The following is a 762-nucleotide window of genomic DNA, read 5'->3' as shown; positions in this document are numbered from 1 at the left end:
GCCCCCACCCTCACCACCGTGCTCTTCCGCCCCGCCGACGCCCGCGACGACGACCTCGCCGCCCTGCGCCGCAGCCTCCTCCAGGACGGCCGCGCCGTCCTCGGCCGCGCCACCGCCGACGGCCGCCTCTGGCTCAAGGCCACCCTCCTCAACCCCCACACCACGCCGGCAGACCTGGACACCCTCGTGACCCTCCTGGAAGGCAGCACCCACCGATGACCGCCCCGCTCGACACCCCCCACGACCTCGTCGGAATCGGCATCGGACCCTTCAACCTGTCCCTCGCCGCCCTCGCCCACGGCCTGACCACCCACGGAGGCGCCGGACTCGCCACCGCCTTCTACGACCAGCGCCGCGACTTCCACTGGCACCCCGGACTCCTCATCGACGGAGCCACCCTCCAAGTGCCCTTCCTCGCCGACCTCGTCACCCTCGCCGACCCCGCCAGCCCCTGGACCTTCCTCAACTACCTCAAGCACAAGGAGCGGCTCTACCCCTTCTACTTCGCCGAGCGCTTCCACATCCAGCGCGCCGAGTACGACGCCTACTGCCGCTGGGTCGCCGGCCGCCTGCCCGGCCTCCACTTCGGCCACCAGGTCGACGCCGTCCGCTGGAACCCCGAACGCGACCTCTTCGAGGTCGACTTCACCCAGCTCGACGCCGACGGCGAGGCCGAGGCCCTCGGCCTCGCCGTCGGCGTCGAGCTGGGTGAAGTCGACCTCGAAGAGGTCGCGTTCGGGGTTCCAGCGGACGGCGTCGACC

The 762-nt window shown here is 71.9% G+C and carries 1 protein-coding gene and 1 pseudogene; both read left to right on the top strand.

Annotation, left to right across the window (positions count from 1 at the left end; genetic code table 11):
• A pseudogene (locus EF918_RS36320) lies at window positions 1-219 on the top strand (aspartate aminotransferase family protein); the annotation flags it as partial.
• A partial coding sequence (locus EF918_RS36315) for a SidA/IucD/PvdA family monooxygenase (RefSeq protein ID WP_148141379.1) occupies window positions 216-762 on the top strand: 547 nt, incomplete at its 3' end. The pseudogene EF918_RS36320 and the gene EF918_RS36315, both read left to right, overlap by 4 nt.

It is taken from the genome of Streptomyces sp. WAC06614, assembly GCF_003949795.1.
Classification (GTDB): Bacteria; Actinomycetota; Actinomycetes; order Streptomycetales; family Streptomycetaceae; genus Streptomyces.
The sequence above is the reverse complement of the archived record's forward strand: the minus strand, read 5'-3'. Positions and strand labels throughout refer to the sequence as shown.